Annotated in this window: 9 protein-coding genes; 3 read left to right on the top strand and 6 right to left on the bottom strand. The window is 68.9% G+C overall.

Annotated elements, in window-relative coordinates; genetic code table 11:
• Positions 1 to 189: 189 nt before the first annotated feature.
• Both ACFQVD_RS39795 and pdxR read right to left on the bottom strand, forming a co-directional pair.
• On the bottom strand, positions 190 to 6,975 hold the full coding sequence (locus tag ACFQVD_RS39795) for a fibronectin type III domain-containing protein (protein WP_386368801.1): 6,786 nt from the start codon (positions 6,973 to 6,975) through the stop codon (positions 190 to 192).
• Positions 6,976 to 7,287: 312 nt separating this feature from the next.
• On the bottom strand, positions 7,288 to 8,736 hold the full coding sequence (gene pdxR, locus ACFQVD_RS39800; protein ID WP_343972927.1) for a MocR-like pyridoxine biosynthesis transcription factor PdxR: 1,449 nt from the start codon (positions 8,734 to 8,736) through the stop codon (positions 7,288 to 7,290).
• 127 nt (positions 8,737 to 8,863) lie between these two features.
• On the opposite strand from pdxR, the gene ACFQVD_RS39805 reads away from it, so the two are divergent.
• Both ACFQVD_RS39805 and ACFQVD_RS39810 read left to right on the top strand, forming a co-directional pair.
• A complete protein-coding gene (locus tag ACFQVD_RS39805) occupies positions 8,864 to 10,111 on the top strand; it encodes an MFS transporter (RefSeq protein ID WP_343972924.1) in 1,248 nt (415 codons plus the stop codon).
• Positions 10,112 to 11,149: 1,038 nt separating this feature from the next.
• Positions 11,150 to 11,629: a hypothetical protein gene (locus ACFQVD_RS39810; RefSeq protein ID WP_343972921.1), complete on the top strand. Its 480-nt coding sequence runs from the start codon at positions 11,150 to 11,152 to the stop codon at positions 11,627 to 11,629.
• A gap of 180 nt (positions 11,630 to 11,809) precedes the next feature.
• On the opposite strand, the gene ACFQVD_RS39815 is transcribed toward ACFQVD_RS39810, so the two are convergent.
• On the bottom strand, positions 11,810 to 12,433 hold the full coding sequence (locus tag ACFQVD_RS39815) for a DedA family protein (RefSeq protein WP_343972918.1): 624 nt from the start codon (positions 12,431 to 12,433) through the stop codon (positions 11,810 to 11,812).
• Positions 12,434 to 12,650: 217 nt separating this feature from the next.
• Between ACFQVD_RS39815 and ACFQVD_RS39820 the strand changes: the two genes are divergently transcribed.
• Positions 12,651 to 13,280: a fasciclin domain-containing protein gene (locus tag ACFQVD_RS39820; RefSeq protein WP_343972915.1), complete on the top strand. Its 630-nt coding sequence runs from the start codon at positions 12,651 to 12,653 to the stop codon at positions 13,278 to 13,280.
• Positions 13,281 to 13,285: 5 nt separating this feature from the next.
• Here the strand turns inward: ACFQVD_RS39820 and ACFQVD_RS39825 are convergent, their stop codons facing one another.
• The 3 genes from ACFQVD_RS39825 to ACFQVD_RS39835 are packed head-to-tail and all read right to left on the bottom strand — an operon-like array spanning position 13,286 to position 18,474.
• Positions 13,286 to 14,599 carry a maltokinase N-terminal cap-like domain-containing protein gene (locus ACFQVD_RS39825; RefSeq protein ID WP_343972912.1) on the bottom strand — a complete coding sequence of 438 codons (1,314 nt, stop codon included), beginning with the start codon at positions 14,597 to 14,599 and terminating at the stop codon, positions 13,286 to 13,288.
• Positions 14,600 to 14,603: 4 nt separating this feature from the next.
• A complete protein-coding gene (treS, locus tag ACFQVD_RS39830) occupies positions 14,604 to 16,307 on the bottom strand; it encodes a maltose alpha-D-glucosyltransferase (RefSeq protein ID WP_030913794.1) in 1,704 nt (567 codons plus the stop codon).
• A gap of 46 nt (positions 16,308 to 16,353) precedes the next feature.
• Positions 16,354 to 18,474: an alpha-1,4-glucan--maltose-1-phosphate maltosyltransferase gene (locus tag ACFQVD_RS39835; RefSeq protein WP_343972906.1), complete on the bottom strand. Its 2,121-nt coding sequence runs from the start codon at positions 18,472 to 18,474 to the stop codon at positions 16,354 to 16,356.
• Positions 18,475 to 18,661 lie beyond the last annotated feature (187 nt).

Consider the following 18,661-nt stretch of genomic DNA (forward strand, 5'->3'; position numbering starts at 1 on the left):
CCGTCTGCTTTGCCCAGAGGGTTCCACAGGCGGAGTAAAAGCGGCGTATGGGGAAGTGGTTCGCAGGTAAACGTTATGACCGGCCCGAAAGGCGGGCGTGCTCGCCGGCCACCGCCGCCTTCGCGGTGTCGTCGTGAGCCAGGCCGAGGGCCGGTTGCCTACGACGACACCGCCATCACGAGCCTTCTGTCACAACAGGTCGTGCCACACTCCCGGTATGAGGCCCAGCCCTGATCCGGAGGCGCCCGTCAGGGTGTAGACCAGCCGCTGCCCGTCATCGGTCAAGCTGATCAGCGAAGGTTGGGTGAGCGCGGATCCACCGGCGATGTGTGTCATGCCGCCGACCCGATAGGTCCGCAGGCTGTGGAGGGCATCGAATATGCCGGTCCCGGTCTTGGTGCGGTGGTGATACGCCAGCACCTGGCCGTCTCCGCTCAGGACCTCCGGCGTCGCCCACTCCTGGTTGGCGGAGCCGCCCTGCCCGGAGGTGTCGCTGACGAAGGGCACCACGATGTCCGCGCGGGTGACGGGGCCGGTGCCGAGTCGTTTCAGTGCCAGGCCGCTCACCAGCGGTTCCGATGCGGGAGAGCGGTTCCACCAGGTGTAGGAGACCGCCACGGTGCTCCCGTCACCGGAGATGATCGGATTCGACACGCGGGGTACGGCGCTGTCGCTGGTGACCTCGGTCCGGGTGCCCGCGGCGGCGTCGAACACCCACACTCGCCATTCGTTGCCCCCGTCGCGGTTGTCGATGGTGCCGTACGCCACCTTCGACCCGTCGTCGGACATGGTCGCGCTGAGATCCAGGCACTTCTCGTCGGCGGCACCGGTGGTGCACTCCTCGTCCATCCGCTGCGGGGCGCCACCGGCGACCTGACGGAACGCGTTGAACTGGGCAGTGGTGCCCGCCAGCTTTTTCCGGTACAGCACGACGTCGCCGTTGTTGCTCACCCCGTACGGGGCCAGATCGGTTCCCGGACTCCAACTCGTGCCGGCGTTGATGCGGTGCACGATCAGGTTGCTGCCGTTCAGGAAGGCCACCGCGTTCCCGTCACGACTGGCCTTGAAGATGTAGGCCGAGGTCACCGCTTCTCCGGTCAGCCCTCTGGAGACGACGATACGTTCCGTGGTGGTCGTGTCGTAGCGGAAGAGATAGAGGTTGTAGTTCGCGGGATTGGCCACCGGGGCGGCCGCCAGATTGCTTCTGCCCTGGGTGAGGTAGAACAGGTATCGGCCGTCGCCGGAGATGACTCCCAAGGACGAGTTGGTGGAGTCGGGCCGGCCGCGGGGCACCTCGTTGCTGGTCGCCAGGTCGTTGCCCTGCGTCATCGGTGCGGGGAAGGTGAGGTCGAGGGTGGTGATCTCCTCGCTCTCCGAAGGGAGGCTGGTGCCCTGCGCGTTCCGCGCGTACACGGTGATCCGGTACGTTTCGCCAGGCGCGAGATTCTGCACGAGCGCGTGCGTGGCGTTGCCGGGGGCGTAGGCCGTTACGGCATCGGAAGCGTCGTCGGAGGCCGTGGGTTGTGCGATGACGACGTAGCCGCTGATCGCGCTGCTGCCCTGCGACACCGGTCGCTGCCAGCTCGCGGTGATCGACCGTTGCCCCGGGCGGCTCCAGCCGTCCCGGCGGGGTGCGCTGGGCGTGCCGTAAACGGTGCCGACCTCCACCGCCGCCCGGGCACGCAGTTCGGGGTGGCCGCCGGTGGCCGGACTGACCACCTCGATCTCGGCCACTCCCTGCTCCGTGCCCGCGGTGTACAGCCCGTCCTGGTTGATGGTGCCGGGGCCTTTGAGCACCGCCCAGTTCTTGGTGACGTTGTCGGGGTAGCCGGACACCGTGGCGTCGAACTGGAGACTCAGTCCGGGCGCCACCTGGCCGACCTGAGGGTTGATCTTCAGGCCCTGGAAGGTGTCCCCGCAGACGAGGGACTTCCCGGCAAGGGGTATGAGGTCGGGATTACGCCAGGGCGAGTACGTTTTGTTGAATATCCTCGCGTCCAGTGCGGCGCCCACCCTCACCAGGCCCGCGAGCTCGCACCACGGATTCTGGGTGGTGCTCGTCTTCAGGTCGAACCTGGGGAACGTGAAGGTCAGCGCGGGGCCGACTCCTCCGTACAGCATGAGCGCGACATCGGTCTCTATCCCCGTGCTTATCTGGCCGTCGCCGTAGAGACCCACACAGTTCACCACCGAAGGTCCGGTGCAGTCGTCAAGCCAGAACCCCGGCCCCTCGTTCTCGAAGATCTCACAACCGTTCTCCGTAGCGGTACCGGAGGCGGTGCATCGGACGCCTACCTCCCTGTCGAGGTGGGCCGCGTAACTCAGGCCGACCGACACCTCGCCGGACACCGTGTAGTTGATGTAGAAGCGGGTGCAGACCTTTACCGGAACACCCCTGATCTTGACTTTGAAGCACGGGCCCTTCACCACGCCCAGGGTGAGCTTCTCCTGGAACCCCCTTCTGAATCCGTGGTCCAGCCGGAGCTCCGACGAGAGCTTGACGCTGGTCTCGGTGACCACCTTGGGGCGGTAGTCGAGAAGATTGCTGGTGAGGGTGTTGGTGATCTTGAAAGAGGGGTCCACGGTGACCCAGCCGTTGAGCTGGGTGGTGGTTCTGCCCCTGTCCCGCAGCGTCCAGCTGAGGTCGACGACCAGCACTCCCGGTGGCCTGATGAACGCCCTGGGGGTGCCGGGACCGGCGGCGGCCACCCGCGCGCCGGGACCGGCCGGGATGAACTCCATCTGGTCGGCGTCCAGGCGGGTGTCCATCGAGAAGGCGGCGTCGGTGAAGATCTCGTCGAGGGACGACGTCGTGGTGCTGACGATGAACTCCTCGCCGGAGGCGGCGGCGCTCAGCACCTTGCCGAGGAATCCCTCCGGGGCGTGCGGGCTGTCCTCGATGATGACGATGTCCCCGAGGGTGAGCCCGGTGACCTGGGCCGGGGGATTGTGGAACACCAGGGTCCGGCCGTCGCGCACGTCACGCAGGGTGGCGAGGGCCGCCTGCGACAGCAGGACGGGATCGCGTTTCACCGTCACCTTGGGGATGATGCTCCCGGTCGCGCCACTGGCCGTCCCGTTTCCCGAGGCGTTGGCGGCCCGCACGGTGAAGGCGTAGGCGGTCTCCGGATTCAACCCGGAGACGGTGGCGGTGGTGGTGGCGGCGGAGGTGGTGACGCTGTGACCGCCCGGGGCGGCGGTCACCGTGTAGCCGGTGACCGGGCCGGTGCCGGTGTCGACCGGCGGTTTCCAGGAGATCTCGGCCGTCCCGGTGGTGGGCACGCCGACCAGGACCTGCTCCGGCGCCCCGGGGGGCCGGTTGGCCGAGGGGGTGACCGCCTCGACGGCCGACGGTGTGCTGTCTCCCGCGCTGTTGCGGGCCACGACGGTGACGGTGTAGGCCGTCCCGTTGGTCAATCCGGTCAGAGAGGCGGTGGTGTCGGTGGCCTCCACCTCCACGGTCACGTCGCCGGGCTGCGCGGTGACCACATAGCCGGTGATGGGCGATCCTCCGTCACCGACCGGCACCCACCGCACGTCGACGCGCCGGTCGAGCGGGAACGCCTGCACACCGGCCGGCCGCAGCGGGACCTTGGCGGGTTCGGGCGTCACCGGGTTGGACGGCCAGGACGCGCTGCCCTCCCCGACGGCGTTGAACGCCGTCACGGTGAAGGTGTACGCGGTGCCGTTGGTCAGCCCGGTCACGATCGTCTCCGTCGCGTCGGGCGCCGTCTCCACACTCGCCGCCCCCGGAGTGGCGGTCACCACGTACCTGGTCAGGCCAGAGGTCCCGGTGTCGGGGGGCGTCCAGGACACACGCACCGCACCGTCCCGGGGGTAGACGTCCGTGATGAACGGAGCACCGGGCGGGGCCTGCACGGCGGGTGTCACGGGGTTGGACGGTTCGGACGGTTCGGAGGTGTCGGCCGCGTTGGTCGCCGTCACGGTGAAGGTGTACGCGGTGCCGTTGGTCAGTCCGCCGACCGTGGCGGTCAGCGTGGTGCCGGCTACGGTGGCCGTGGCGTTGCCGGGTGTCGCGGTCACCGTGTAGCCACTGATCGTCGAACCGCCGTTGACGGGTGCCTGCCAGGACACGGTCGCGCTGCCGTCACCCGCGGTCGCGGTGACGGCGGTGGGCGGGGACGGTTTGCCGATCGGGGTCACCGAGGCCGAGGGAGCGGACGGCTCGGAGGTGCCGGCGGTGTTGGTGGCGACGACGGTGAAGGTGTAGGCGGTGCCGTTGGTCAGGCCGGTGACGGTGGCGGTGGTCGCCTGGCCGGATACGGTGGCGGTCCGGTCGCCGGGCGCGGCCGTGACGGTGTAGCCGGTGACGGGCTTTCCACCGGTGTCGGCCGGGGCCGTCCAGGACACCGTGGCCTTGCCGTCGCCGCCTTCGACGGTGACGGTGGTGGGGGCGCCCGGAGGCCCGGCCGGCGTCACGGCGGTCGAGGGTTGTGAGGCGGGGCCGGTGGTCTGGCCGTTGGTGGCGACGACGGTGAAGGTGTAGGCGGTGCCGTTGGTCAGGCCGGTGACGGTGGCGGTGGTCGCCTGGCCGGATACGGTGGCGGTCCGGCCGCCGGGCGCGGCCGTGATCGTGTAGCCGGTGACGGTTCCGCCGGGGGCGGTCCAGGACACCGTGGCCTGCCGGTCGCCGGGGACCGCGGTGACGTCGGTGGGCGCCTCCAGCCCCGCCGCCGGGATGACGGGGTTGGACGGAGCCGATTCCGGACCGGGGCCGGCGGTGGTCCGTGCGGTGACGGTGAAGGTGTAGGTGGTGCCGTTGGCCAGTCCGGTGACCGTGGCGGAGGTGCGGTCGGCCGTGACGACGAGAGTCGTGCCACCCGGCGTGGTGGTGACGGTGTAGCCGGTGATCGGTGAGCCGCCGGTGTCGGCCGGGGCGGTCCAGGACACCGTGGCCTTGCCGTCGCCGCCGTTCGCGGTGACGTTGGTGGGGGCACCAGGTGTGGTGTTCGGGGTGGCCGGCGAGCTGGACGCCGACGCGGTACCGGTTCCGACGGCGTTCTTCGCCTTGACGGTGAAGGTGTAGGAGGTGCCGTTGGTCAGCCCGGTGATCGTGGCGGTCAGGATGGTGCCGGCGACGGTGGTCGCGGTGTTGCCGGGCGTGGTGGTGACGGTGTAGCCGGTGATCGGCGAGCCGCCGGTGTCGGCCGGGGCGGTCCAGGTGACGATGACCTGCCGGTCGCCCGCCGTGGCGGTCACCGCCGTGGGCGGAGCCGGTGGGCCGACCGGCGTCACGCCGGGCGAGGGCTGGGAGGCCGGGCCGGAACCCGCGGCGTTGGCGGCGACGACGGTGAAGGTGTAGTTGGTGCCGTTGGTCAGGCCGGTGACGGTGGCGGTGGTCGCCTGGCCGGATACGGTGGCGGTCCGGCCGCCGGGCGTGGCGGTGACGGTGTAGCCGGTGAGGGCCATCCCCCCGGTGTCGGTCGGGGCGGTCCAGGTGACGGTGGCCTGCCTGTCACCCGCGGTGCCCTGAACCGCGGTCGGTGCGCCGGGCAGACCACCCAGTGCGGTGATCGCCCAGAGTTGTGCGTCTTTGGTGGCGCAGGCGATCTGGATGATCTGTGCCATGTTGGCCAGGGCCGCGTCCTTGACGGCCGCGCAGAGGTTGCTGGCCTTGTTCTTCAGCCGGGTTCCGCCGGACAGTTCCAGCACCTGCCAGCTCTGGGCGTCGGCGTCGTTGCAGACGACCTGCTGGAGTTGTGTTCCGGGGTCGGGGCTGGCGTAGGGCACGTCCAGGCATTTGCCGGAGTTGACGTTCCTCAGGGTGTAGAAGCCGTCGCCTGTTCCGGTGAAGGTCCAGTTCTGTCCCGCGGCGCCGTTGCACTCCCACTGTTGCAGCTTGATCCCGTCGGCCTGCGAGCTCGCGGGCACGTCCAGGCACAGCCCGCTGTTGATGTTCACCGCCCGCCGGCCCACCCCGTCGGCCAGATCGAGTGGCGCCCGGGTGATGACCGCCCAGAGTTGTGCGTCTTTGGTGGCGCAGGCGATCTGGATGATCTGTGCCATGTCGGCCAGGGCCGCGTCCTTGACGGCCGCGCAGAGGTTGCTGGCCTTGTTCTTCAGCCGGGTTCCGCCGGACAGTTCCAGCACCTGCCAGCTCTGGGCGTCGGCGTCGTTGCAGACGACCTGCTGGAGTTGTGTTCCGGGGTCGGGGCTGGCGTAGGGCACGTCCAGGCATTTGCCGGAGTTGACATTCCTCAGGGTGTAGAAGCCGTCGCCTGTTCCGGTGAAGGTCCAGTTCTGTCCCGCGGCGCCGTTGCACTCCCACTGTTGCAGCTTGATCCCGTCGGCCTGCGAGCTCGCGGGCACGTCCAGGCACAGCCCGCTGTTGGCGTTCACCGCCCGCCGGCTCACCCCGTCGGCCAGGTTCACCGACGTGCTGATCGTCCAGATTTGTGCGGGCTGGCCGGCGCAGGCGATCTGGACGATCTGGGCGGTGTTGGTCAGGGCCGCGTCCTTGACCGCCATGCAGAGGCCGTTGGCCTTGTTCTTCACCTGGAATCCGGTGGCCGACTCGACGGTCTGCCAGTTCTGGGCGTCGGAGCCGTTGCAGACGACCTGCTGGAGTTGGACTCCGGGGTCGGGGCTGGCGTAGGGCACGTCCAGGCATTTGCCGGAGTTGACGTTCCTCAGGGCGTAGAAGCCGGCGGGCGTCGCGGTGAACGTCCAACTCTGTGCTGTGGCGCCGGTGCATCCCCACTGTTGCAGTTTGATGCCGTCGGCCTGTGACGCCGCGGGCACGTCCAGGCACAGCCCGCTGTTGGTGTTCGCCAGTCGCCGGCCCACCCCGTCGGCCAGGTCGGCCGCGGCGGCGGACAGCCGATAGGGCAGGGCGGGGCTGAGAACCAGCAGCAGTCCTGCGGTCGCGAGCAGGGCGACCCAGGGCAGAGCGTTCCGCCAGGAAAGCTTCGACGATGACCATCCACGCACGCCGGCCTCCTCGATGATGCTCACGATCACAGGTGCTGCCGCACATGACTAATCGCCGTGCATCAGAGTTCAAGATCCGCTACGAAGCTATATGAATGGTTTTTAAGGCGACATACCATGAAAGATTGATCTATTCCTACAACTGCAGCGGTATGTCGGGTACATCGCCCGCGGTATCCGGAGGCGGTAACGATTTCCTGCCGTCCGGTCAGGAGATCCGCCGGAAATCTCCGGGTGCCTCGGCCGCAGGGCGAGAACCCATCCCGGACGCCCGAGTCGGCGAACGAGGTGAGCACTCACATCAGACCGGCGATTGCTTCCAGCGGGACCAGGCGTTCAGACGTCGCGTGAGTTCCACGCGGCTCGGAAGCTCTCCGCCAGGTGTCGTAGCCCCGGCTCGATCCGCTCCGCCGGGATGGCGCCGTACCCGAGCACCAGCCCCGCCCGCGCGGGGGCCTCGCCATAGTAGGGGGCGAGGTCCTGCAGTGCGATCCCCGCCTGGTTCGCGTACGCCGTGACACGGTTCATGTCGACCCCGGCGTCCGAGGTCAGGTGGGCGCAGAGGTGCAGGCCGGCGGCCGAGGGGATCGGCTCCAGCCAGTCGCGGAAGTCCCGCCGGAGCGTGGCGAGGATCCGCTCGCGGCGGGCCGCGTACTCGCGGGTCGCCTTGCGGACGTGTCGCCCGAGCAGGCCCTCGCCGATGAACCCGGCCAGCGCCGCCTGGGTGGGAAGCTCGCCGTGCCAGTCGGTGAGTTGCCTGGCCCTGCGGAGCGCGGGCTGGAGCGAGGCGGGGGCGACCAGGAAGCCCAGCCGCAGCATCGGCAGCATCGTCTTGGAGAAGGAACCGACGTAGATGACGTGGCCGCTGCGGTCCAGGCCCTGCAGCGGTTCCAGCGGGCGGTCCTCGAAACGGAACTCGCTGTCGTAGTCATCCTCGATCACCACGGCACCCCGCCGCTCGGCCCATTCGAGCAGCGCGGCGCGGCGGCCGAGCGACATCGGGGTGCCCAGCGGGAACTGGTGCGAGGGCGTGACGTAGACAAGGCGGGCGGAGTCGGGGAGGGCGGACACGTCCAGGCCCTCACCGTCGACCGGCACCCCGGTGACCCGCGCGCCCAGTGACCGGAACAGCAGCCTGGCCGGCGGGTAGCCGGGTTCCTCGACCGCCACGCGGCAGCCGGGCTCGATCAGCACGCGGCCGATCAGGTCGAGCGCCTGCTGGGCACCCTGGGTGACGAGCACGTCGGCGGCGCTCGCCCGTACCGAGCGGGAGATCCCGATGTGGCGGGCGACGGCCTCCCGCAGGCCCATATGTCCCGAGGGGTCGCCGTAGCCGGTGGAGCGCACCAGCGCCGGGCGCAACTCGCGGGCGACGAGCCTGCGCCACGTTTCGAGCGGGAACAGCCGGGCGTCGGGGACGCCCACCCTGAAGTCGTAGACCGGTTCCGTGGCCGGTTCGCTCGGCGGGGTGGGCAGGGACCGCCAGAGGCGGCGGGGGCGCACGCCGCTGCCCGCCGGCGCGGCCCGGGAGCGGGTGCGGCCGAGGGGTTCGGCGCACACGAAGGTGCCCGCGCCGACCTGACCGACGAGGACGCCCTCGGCGGTCAGCCGCTCGTAGGCGCCGGCCACGGTGTTGCGTGACACGCCGAGCCGTCGCGCCAGCTCGCGGGTCGGCGGCAGGCGCTCCCCCGGGCGCAGGCGGCCGTCGAGGACGGCGTCCAGAAGCTGCCGGTAGATGCGGGCGGACAGATCGCCGCGCCCGGCGAGGCTCACATGGAAGTCCACCCGACCGTCCTCGTATTGGCCCAATGATTCTGTCTTCCATTGGATCTTATATGGGGCCAATCCCCTCAATAGAGTCACGCTGTTCCCAACACGGGAGACCTCAGCGCGGTGACCACCAAGGAGTCCGATGTTCAGCCGGATCATGCCGCCTTCCGGGCCGCCCAGGATCCTCGCCCTCGCGCAGCTGACCAACTCGATCGGAGACGGCGCCTACTACGTGTGCTCGGCGCTCTACTTCATCCGGATCGTGGGGCTGTCGCCGACCGAGGTCGGCTTCGGGCTGACACTCGGCTGGGCCGTCGGGTTCGTGGCGGGGGTCCCGCTCGGGCACCTCGCCGACCGCCGGGGACCGCGCGGCACGGCGGTCCTGCTGGCCGTCGCCACCGCCGTCGCGGTCGGCTCGTTCCTGTTCGTCCGGTCCTTCCCGCTGTTCGTGCTGGTCGCCTGCCTGTACGCGATCTCCCAGTGCGGTCTCGCCGCCGCCAGGCAGGCACTGCTCGCCGGGCTGGTGGACAGGGCGCGGCGGACCGGGGTCCGGGCCCACCTGCAGGCGACGGTCAACGCGGGGCTGGCGGTCGGCGCCGCGTTCGGGGGAGCGGCGCTGCACCTCGACACCCCGGCGGCCTACCTGACGGTCCTGGCGATGGACGCGCTGAGCTTCCTGTTCTCCGCGCTGATCCTGCTCCGCCTCGCTCCGGTGCCGGCCACGCCGGCCGCCGGAGCGGGCGAGCCGGCGCTGGCGGTGCTCAGAGACCGGCCGTACGCGCTGATCTCGTTCCTCAACATGATCGCGCTGTTGAACATGCCGCTGCTCAGCCTGGTCATCCCGCTCTGGATCGTTCAGCGGACCCAGGCCCCGAGCTGGACGGTCGCCGCACTGCTGGTCCTCAACACCCTGGGCGTCGTGCTGTTCCAGGTACGGGTGGCCCGGCGGGTCAGTGACCTGGAGACCGCCGCCCGGTCCGTACGGTGGGCGGGCGCGGTGCTGCTCGCCTCGTGCGTGGCGTTCGCCCTGTCGTCGGCCGGATCCTCGGCGTGGGTCGCCGGGCTCGTCCTGCTCGTGGCCGCCTGCCTGCAGGTGCTCGGTGAGATGATGCAGGCCTCCGGCGCCTGGGAGATCGGATTCGACCTCGCCCCGGTCGGCAAACAGGGCCAGTACCAGGGCTTCTTCGGATCCGGTGCGGCGGTCGCGAGGATGCTCGGCCCGCTGCTGCTCACCACGCTGATCGTCACCTGGGGGACTCCGGGCTGGCTGGTGCTGGGCGGCCTGTTCCTGCTCTCCGGCCTGGCCATGGGACCGGCTGTGCGCTGGGCGCTGCGGACCCGGCGGCCGGACCCCGGTGCGGAGCCGGAAGGCGCGAGGGTCGTGTTCTGAGGCCATGGCCGCCGGGAGGACAGGGGCCTCGGCGGCCATGGCCTCGGGCGACGGTCGCCTCGACGGTGACCGGGTACGGGGCGGCGGCGACCTCGGCTCGGCCGACGCATCATGCCGCAGGGCTCCCGTGATATCGCGTTCGGCACGTTTCACGGAACAGAATCGCGGCAACCGGCATTTAAGGTGAATTGTCTAGTCGTACATAAAATGCGAAGAAGCCCTGTAGGGTGGATTCGGTTTTCTCTGAAATGCCATCTGTTTGCTGACTCGAAAATGGGGGGCGCGTTTTCCTTTTTGGTGTGCGGGTATTTCCGATTCGGATCGCTGGAAATGATAAAAAATCGGATTCTCGCTGCAAAGGGAAACAAGTTGATTCCTCATGGGAGTGAGCCGGCCGGGGGTCCTGCCGGCCGCCGCCTCTTGAAGTATGCCGTCGTCGTGACCACGGCGGGGACGGTGCTGTTGAGCCAGGCGCCGGTGAGCGCGATGGCCGAGCCCGTGCCGGGCGCTTCGGCCGGAGCGGTCGTCAAAGGGGGCGGTCCCGTCGCATCCGTCGATCACCACGGGGAGTGCCGTCACAGACCTTGCCGCCGTTGCGGCCGTCCGTGCCACCGTTGTCACGGATTCTGCGAGCGCGGACGGCGGGGGCGTAAGGGGATACAGGGCGTTCCGGGACGCCGAGGTCCCCAGGGACCGGAGGGGCCGGAGGGCGAGAGGGGCCCGATGGGTTTTCCGGGACCGCAGGGCGAACAGGGGCCGGAAGGTAAGAGGGGCCCACAGGGCCACCCGGGTTCGGAAGGTCCGGCGGGTCCGGCGGGTGCTCAGGGGGAGAAGGGTGATCCGGGCGCTCAGGGTCCGGCGGGTGCTCAGGGTGAGAAGGGCGATCCGGGTCCGGCGGGTGCTCAGGGGGTGCGGGGTCTTCAGGGTCTGACAGGTCTGCAGGGTCTGACAGGTCTGCAAGGTCCGGCGGGTCCTCAGGGTGAGAAGGGTGATCCGGGTACCCAGGGTCCGGCGGGTCCGCAGGGTGAGCAGGGGGCGGTGGGTCCGCCGGGGGCTCAGGGTGAGAAGGGTGATCCGGGCGCTCAGGGTCCGGCGGGTCCGCAGGGGGAGAAGGGCGAGCAGGGGGATCCGGGGCCGATGGGGCCGCCGGGGCCGGGGGGCGGTATCGACTCGGCCATCCAGGGCGACACCGAATACCTCGGCTATGTGCCGGGCGACGGCCGGACCCTGCTCAGGGATCCGAGGACCACCCCGAACTGGCACGACCTCTCGTCCGTGCCCGGTTATCCGGGCAACGTGATCGGTATCACCCTGGCGGCGCTGGGAGGCAGCCTGTACGTCGACATGCTGAGCACCGACGGCAGGGTCATGCAGACGACCTGCAGGATCAGGCCGGTCCCCGGCCGCGGGGGAAACCCGGCATGGCCCGGCAACTGCGGCGCTTTCGTCAATCTGACGCCGCCCACGGGGCGGACGACCGGGACACGGATCTACTGGACCGTTCCGGGAGGCGGCTGAGAACACGGAGGCGGCTGAGAACACCGAGGCGGCCGAACACGGCGGGGCACGGGCCTGCCGAACCGTCCCGTGACGCCGCAGGCGGATGATCGCGAACATCCTTTTGTGATCATCCGTCTTTTCGGCCACCGGAGACCGGCCCGATGTCCCGGGCCCTGTGGCCGATGTGCTTCCCCGGTGTCACCGGCGGTCGCGGCGGCGGCGTAGCAGGTGCCGGACGATCAGCCCGGCGGCCAGGACGACCAGGGCGAGGAGCAGGTAGCCGAAGTAGCGGGCGATCTCGTCGTACACCTCGCCGATGTAGTTGCCCACGGTGTACCCCAGCACCGTCCACACCGTGACCCACAGCGCCGCGCCGAGGGTGTTGAACGCCAGGAAACGGAGCCAGGGCATGCCGATGGTGCCCGCGACGATGCCGTTGACCTCGCGCAGTCCCGCGATGAAGCGGGCGACGACGACGACCTTGCCGCCGTGCCGTTCGAAGAACCGCTCCGCCTTCTGGAAGCGTTCCGGGGGCAGCAGGACATAGTGGCCCCAGCGGCGGATGAAGGCGCGACCGCCGGTGCGGCCGATCAGGTAGCCGAGGTTGTCCCCGGCCACCGCGGCCAGCACCGCGATCGGCACGATGGCGGCGAGGTGCAGTTGCCCGGCCCCGGCGTAGATCGCGGCGGTGAGCAGGATCGTCTCCCCGGGGACGGGAACGCCGAAGTCCTCCATGAAGATCAGCGTGCCGACGGCCAGGTAGCCGTACTGGTCCAGCAGCGGTGCCAGATGGGCCAGCGGGCCGGGTAGCGGTGGAGCCATACTGTCACTCTATGGGGTTGTTTGATTACTCTGTGCCCCGATTCGGTGTGAGGGTGGCCCGGGATGCCGTCTTGCTGGTGAACATTCTGATCTGTTTTAGGAATTTAATGGCCATATGTCCGATAGATGACTATCTGGGGGGAAAGTGGCCAGTGAGCAGGCGGCATGAGCCGCCGGGAGTACCCCGGCGGCTCATGCATCCGAATCAGGAGGTCCCATGAAGAAGGAACTTCTCGTCTCCGGGCTGAGCGTGCTGATGTTGAGCGCGCTCCCTGTCGCCGCGGGGGCGGCCACCCAGTCCGCGCCCACCCCGACGCCGTCGGCGTCGCCCCCGGGCCACACGTCGTCACCTTCGCCCGGCGTGAGCGGCAAGCCGGTCGGCCCCGGCTGCTCCGCCCTGCCGGCCACCGGCAAGGGCAGCCTCGGCAACGCGGCCAGGGAGCGGGTCACCACCGCGGTGGCCGAGAACCCCGAGCTGTCCACCCTGAGCACCGCCATCAAGGACGCGGGTCTGACCAACAAGCTCTACACGGCCAAGGGCGTCACGATCTTCGCTCCCAGCAACGCGGCCTTCGACCAGCTGCCGCCCGGCACCCTCAAGAAGCTGATGGCCGACAAGCCGCAACTGGCCAAGCTGCTGACCTACCACGTGGTCGAGGGCAGGAAGAGCCCGTCCCAGCTGACCGCGGCCCCGCTGAAGACCATGCAGGGCGGTCAGATCACCGTCAAGGGCTCGGGGCAGGACTTCGTCGTCTCCGGCAGGGCCAAGGTGGTCTGCGGCGACATCGCCACCAAGAACGCCACCGTCTACATCATCGACAAGGTGCTGCTGCCCCGCTCGAAGTGAACCCGTCAGCGGTCCAGCTGGAAGGCGGCCATCGGGATGTGCAGCCAGGTCGGGCGGTTGCGGGCCTCGTAGACGACCTCGTAGGCGGCCTTGTCGAGTTCCAGGGCGCGGAGCAGGACGGCGTCCTCGGCGCGCAGATGGCCGCCCCCGGCGGAGTAGCCGGCCAGGAAGGAGGAGCGGTTGAGCTCGGCCCACTCGACCGCGCGGGGGCGCAGCTCGTCGGCGTCGACGTGGTCGGCCAGCAGGTGGCGGGCCGCGTAGTCGAAGGAGCGGAGCATCCCGGCCACGTCGCGTAGCGGTGAGGCCAGGGCCCGGCGCTCGGCGATGGGCTGTCCGGGCTCGCCCTCGAAGTCGAGGATGATCCAGTCTGTGGGGGTCCGCATCACCTGGCCGAGGTGGTAGTCGCCGTGGACGCGCTGGACCGGCATCTCCCTGGCCACCTCGGAGACCCGCTGGTACGCCTCCTCGGCGACATGGGCGTGCTCGCGGAGCTCGGGCACCTCGGCGACCGCGACGGCCAGGCGGCGGCCGAACTCCTCGACCATCCGCTTGACCTCCTGCGACTCGATCACGTCGACCGGGAAGGCGGCGGCCAGCTCGTGGTGTACCTGGGCGGTGGCCACGCCGAGGCGGAAGGACTCGGCGCTGAAGTCGCCGCCCGCCTCCGAGGCCGAGCACTCCAGGGTGCCGTAGAGATCGCGGACGCTGGTCAGCGCCAGCGCCCAGCCGTCGTTGGAGTTCGACAGGAACTCCTGGGTCATCGCCAGCGTGGTGGGCTCGCCGTCGAGGTCGGTCTCGATCCAGCCGTACGGCCGCGCGATGTGGGTGCCGTCACGGCGGGCCAGGGCGGTGACGATCTCCAGTTCCGGGTTGACCCCGGGGGTCAGCCGGCGGAACAGCTTGCAGATGTAGGTGTCGCCGTACACCAGGGAGGTGTTGGACTGTTCGGCGTTGAGCACCAGGCTCCGCAGGGAGGTGTTGATCTCCACCCCGTCGAGGTGGCGGAAGCGGAGCGGGCCCAGATCACGGTTCTCCGCCATGCCGGTCAGCAGGACGCAGGTGAGGTCGGCGTCGTAGGCGGCGTCGTAGTAGTCCTCGCCGATGTGGGCGGGCTTGAAGCGGTACTCGTCGGGCGCGTCGGTGCCGAGCAGCAGTTGGTACCGGTCGCATGCCCCGGCCTGGTGAACCGAGATGATCACGTGGCGCAGGCGTGGTGCGAGTTGCACGTCCGAGTCGACGACGAGATTGTCGATCGGACGCCCCTTACCGGCGAACCATCGTTGATGGGTGATCCAACCGGTAAGGAGCTCCGTCAACACGGCTTTACGCCTCCTGGGATACGGGCGGCAGGGTGAACCAGTAGAACCCATGCCCCGGGAGCGTCAAAAGATACGGAAGCTCGCCAATCGGTGGGAACGGAACTCCGCCCATCGTCTCCACGGGAATCGACCCCTCGAAGCGGCGGAGATCCAGCTCCACCGGCTGAGGGAACCTGGAGAGGTTGTTGACGCACAGGATCCGGTCGTCGCCGAGTTCCCGCACGTAGGCCAGGACGCTCGGGTTGGAGGAGTTCAGCTCGGTGAAAGCGCCGAGGCCGAAGACCGGGTGCCGCTTGCGGATGTCGATCATCCGCTTGGTCCAGTGCAGCAGCGAGCCCGCGCTCCGCTGCTGGGCCTCGACGTTCAGTGCCTGGTAGCCGTAGATCGGGTCCATGATGACCGGGAGATACAGGCGGCCGGGGTCGCAGTCGGAGAATCCCGCGTTGCGGTCGGGACTCCACTGCATCGGGGTGCGGACCCCGTCGCGGTCGCCCAGCCAGATGTTGTCCCCCATCCCGATCTCGTCGCCGTAGTACAGCACGGGAGAACCGGGCAGGGAGAGCAGCAACGCCGTGAACAGCTCGATCTGGTTGCGGTCGTTCTCCAGCAGCGGCGCCAGCCGCCGCCGGATGCCGACGTTGGCCCGCATCCGGGGATCCTTGGCGTACTCCGAGTACATGTAGTCGCGCTCGTCGTCCGTCACCATCTCAAGCGTGAGCTCGTCGTGGTTGCGGAGGAAGATGCCCCACTGGCAGTTCTCCGGGATCTTCGGCGTCTGGGCCATGATCTCCGAGATCGGGTAGCGCGACTCCCTCCTGACCGCCATGAAGATGCGCGGCATCAGCGGAAAGTGGAACGCCATGTGGCACTCGTCGCCCCCGGTGGCGGGGTCGCCGAAGTACTCGACCACGTCGGCGGGCCACTGGTTGGCCTCGGCCAGCAGCACCCGGTCGGGATAGAGCCGGTCGACCTCCGCCCTGACCCGCTTCAGGTACTCGTGGGTCCTGGGCAGGTTCTCGCAGTTGGTGCCGTCCTGCTCGAACAGGTACGGGATGGCGTCCATCCGGAACCCGTCGATGCCGAGGTCCAGCCAGAAGCGGAGTACCTCCAGCATCGCGTCCTGCACGTCGGGGTTCTCGTAGTTGAGGTCCGGCTGGTGCGAGAAGAAGCGGTGCCAGTAGTACTGTCCCCGGACCGGGTCGTGCGACCAGTTGGACGTCTCGGTGTCGATGAAGATGACCCGGGCGTCCTTGTAGAGCTCGTCGTGGTCGTTCCAGACGTAGAAGTCGCCGAAAGGACCCTCGGGGTCGTGCCGGGAGGCCTGGAACCACGGGTGCTGGTCGCTGGTGTGGTTCATCACCAGGTCGGCGATGACCCGCATGCCGCGCTTGTGCGCCTCGTCGACCAGCTTCACGAAATCTCCGAGGTCCCCGAAGTCGGGAAGGATCTTCATGAAGTCGGCGATGTCGTACCCGCCGTCGCGCAGCGGTGACTCGTACAGCGGCAGCAGCCAGAGGCAGTCGACGCCGAGCCACTGGAGGTAGTCCAGTTTCTGGATGAGACCGCGGATGTCTCCGGTGCCGTCGCCGTTGGAGTCGGCGAAACCCCGGATGAGAACCTCGTAGAAGACGGCGCGCTTGAACCAGTAGGGATCGCGCGGTTCTTCCTCGTCGAAGGTGTTCGGAATTGGCTCAGGTAGCTGACTCACCAGTGGACTCCCCGCTGTTCTGCCGGTATACGCGTACCCGGCCGGCTCACCGCTGGTTCGCCGCCGCTGCACGCAGAGTGAAGACGTGCGCTGGGTGGATGTGGGGATCGAGGCGCACGTAGTTGTCCTGCCGCCACCGGTACGACTCGCCCGACAGCTCGTCGTCCACGACGAACTCGGCTTGCCAGTCGAGACCGAGGGCGGGCATGTCCAGCGACACCGTCGCCTCGTGGGTGTTGTGCGGATCCAGGTTCACGACCACGAGGACCACGTCGCCCAGGCCGTGCCGTCGTGTGGCCGTGTCGTAGGCGCCGGGCAGCCGCTTGGAGAAGCAGACCATGTCCGGATGGTTAACGCTGTGAAATCGTAGATTACGCAGTTCCTGGAGCGCCGGGTGTGCTCTTCGGAACAAATTGAGTTGCGTGATGAACGGGGCAAGGCTACGACCTTCCCGCTCAGCCCCTACCCAATCACGGGGTTTGTACTGATATTTCTCACTATCTAGATATTCCTCGCTGCCTGGTCTAACCGGTACATTCTCCGCAAGTTCATAGCCCGCATAGACGCCCCAGGTCGGCATCGCCATCGCCGCAAGTACTGCTCTGATACGGAATGCCGGGACACCCCCATGTTGAAGGTACTCGTGGAGAATGTCTGGAGTGTTAACGAACACGTTCGGCCGCATGTACGACGACGTCTCGTGGGAGAGCTCGCTCAGGTAATCCTCGACGTCCGAGCGCGAGTTCTTCCAGGTGAAGTACGTGTACGACTGGTGGAAACCGACCTTGGCCAGCGTCCGCATCATCGCCGGCCGGGTGAACGCCTCGGCCAGGAACAGCACGTCCGGGTCCGTGGCGTTGATGTCGGCCAGCAACCTCTCCCAGAAGGCCACCGGCTTGGTGTGCGGGTTGTCCACCCGGAAGATCCGCACGCCGTGCTCCATCCAGAGCCGCACCACCCGCCTGATCTCCTCGTAGATCCCCTCGGGATCCTTGTCGAAGTTCAGCGGGTAGATGTCCTGGTACTTCTTCGGCGGGTTCTCCGCGTAGGCGATCGAGCCGTCGGCGCGGATGTTGAACCACTCCGGGTGCTCGGTGACCCACGGGTGGTCGGGCGCGCACTGCAGGGCCAGGTCGATGGCGACCTCCATGCCCAGCTCGCGGGTCTTCGTCACGAAGGCGTCGAAGTCCTCGAAGGTGCCCAGGTCGGGGTGGATGGCGTCGTGACCGCCCTGCTGCGAGCCGATCGCCCAGGGCGAGCCGGGGTCGTACGGCTCGGGCGTCAGGGTGTTGTTGCGCCCCTTGCGGAAGCTCTGCCCGATCGGGTGGATCGGCGGCAGGTAGACGACGTCGAAGCCCATCTTCGCGACGGCCGGCAGCCGCTTCGCGGCAGTCTGGAAATTTCCGGACTTGGGGGCTGCGTCCCGCTCGATGATCGCACCCTCGGAGCGCGGGAAGAACTCGTACCACGACCCGAACAGCGCCCTGCGGCGGTGCACCACCACCGAGCGCGGGGACGATCTCGTGATCAGCGAACGCAGGGGGTGCGCGCGCAGCAGCGCCGCCGTCTCCGGAAGCTGGGCGACGGTGAACCGGGCACGCGGGTCGATCCGGGTGTCGCGGAGCCTGGCCGCGACCGCCTGGAGCGCGGCGCGGTGCCCGCACGCGTGTGCCTGGGTGACCTTGCCGCGCTTCGCCGTCCTCGCCGCGGGGGTCCTGCCGCTCACCGGCCTGCCGGTCGCGACGGTGCCGGTCGCCGGTTCGCAGTCGGCGGCCCGTACGGCCCGCGCCGCGCGGTCGAAGAGCCGGGCGCCCTCCTCGCACATCAGGTCGGCGTCCAGGTCACGGGGGATCTTGATGCCCGCGTCGTGCAGCCAGGTGGCCAGGGGATCGCCCCAGGCCTCCACCCGGAAGCGCCACTCGCCCTCGGTGGGCAGCGTCACCTCCACGCCCCAGCGGTCGGTGCCGGGCCCGAGCTCGCCCATGGGCAGCAGCGGCCCGCGCACGCCGTCGGGGCCGGTGAACACGACCCCTGCGGCGACCGCGTCGTGTCCCTCGCGGAACACGGTCGCGGAGATCTCGAAGGTCTCACCCGCGGCGGCCTTCGCGGGGTAACGCCCGCATTCGACCGTGGGGTAGATGTCCAGGATTGGGATTCGTCCGATCATCGCGTCTCAAGGTAGCGGCGGCACGCCCGGTGCCGCCGGGGAAGTCAGCAAGGAAAGATCTTCGATTTTCAAGCGTCCCCGGCGGCCGCTCTCGGGGCAAGGCGGAGCCCTGCCCCGCCGGGACGGCCGATTCCGAGGGCAGCGCATTCTGGCTCGTATGTCCGGTGCCCTAATAGTCCATCTTCAT

The sequence above is a fragment of the Streptosporangium amethystogenes subsp. fukuiense genome (assembly GCF_042665875.1).
Classification (GTDB): Bacteria; Actinomycetota; Actinomycetes; order Streptosporangiales; family Streptosporangiaceae; genus Streptosporangium; species Streptosporangium fukuiense.

Coding starts and splice junctions, on each gene's coding strand:
- ACFQVD_RS39805 (WP_343972924.1), top strand. CDS start 8,864: ATGTTCAGCCGGATCATGCCGCCTTCCGGGCCGCCCAGGATCCTCGCC.
- ACFQVD_RS39815 (WP_343972918.1), bottom strand. CDS start 12,433: ATGGCTCCACCGCTACCCGGCCCGCTGGCCCATCTGGCACCGCTGCTG.
- ACFQVD_RS39820 (WP_343972915.1), top strand. CDS start 12,651: ATGAAGAAGGAACTTCTCGTCTCCGGGCTGAGCGTGCTGATGTTGAGC.
- ACFQVD_RS39835 (WP_343972906.1), bottom strand. CDS start 18,474: ATGATCGGACGAATCCCAATCCTGGACATCTACCCCACGGTCGAATGC.